The sequence below is a fragment of the Salegentibacter haimaensis genome (genome assembly GCF_054121495.1).
Map to the genome: position 1 here is coordinate 1 of NZ_JBSYGH010000040.1, position 898 is coordinate 898.

General features: G+C 34.9%; 1 protein-coding gene. It reads right to left on the reverse strand.

What is annotated here, in order from left to right:
- Positions 1–197: 197 nt before the first annotated feature.
- Positions 198–449, reverse strand: coding sequence for a helix-turn-helix domain-containing protein (locus ACW6QP_RS15365; RefSeq protein ID WP_457911757.1), 252 nt, complete (start codon positions 447–449; stop codon positions 198–200).
- Positions 450–898 lie beyond the last annotated feature (449 nt).

Below are 898 nucleotides of genomic sequence, written 5' to 3' on the forward strand. Positions count from 1 at the left end.
TAATATTAACGATTATAATTATTAATGGTAAATTTTCTTTTTTCATCCGTTTTGTTTTTCTGCAATTGTAGGCAACGTGTTATATCCGCAGTAATATAATCATTTAACACAATTATACTCGGGATAAACGCAGGTTTTACTGCACTTTATCCTTTTCAGTTAAATCGAGTTACCGATGCAGGTTGTTTTCATTGCTATTATCGACTAGTATCTTTTGGAAAATCAAAATCAAATAATTCTTTAGGATGGATTTCGAGACCTTTGGCGAGTTCAATTATGGTTGAAAATTCAAAGCTTTTTAATCCCTTTTCAATTTTGGATATAGCGCTAAAATCTACATCACATTTTTGTGCAAGTTGTCTATAGCTTAATCCTAATGCGCTTCTTCTTTTCAGTACGTTTTCTCCAAATTTCTGAAGATATATTGAATTTAATTGTGAACTTTCCATTTATCGGCCCTTATAAATAGCAAGCTCATAAAATTTAACAAAAATTATGTAGCTCGTTCGAGCTACAATTTAATATTTTTATTATATTTGAATCATAATTAATAAATTGCGAAACTTCTTATTGTAATAAAATAGAAGCATTCGCTTTGAATCTCGCTTTTGAAAACTGGTAATTTTCTATTGGAACGAGAGGATAGGTGAACTGCTCACGACCCGGGCGTGGGCTCACTTATTGTTCCAAGGTATACCAGTGCCTCAAAAGCATAAGTTGAGCTTTCACGCCTTTTTTCATGCGGTTAACTCTTCTCTCAAAGCGACTTCTAAACCAGAAGCTTCGCTGCCCCTACCAATATAAATTTAAATGGCCAAAGCGGCCGCCGGCTGGATGTGCCGTATTCACTAATTCTTGTTTGCGGGAACAGGAAAATGCGTTAGAACAATCCCGTGGG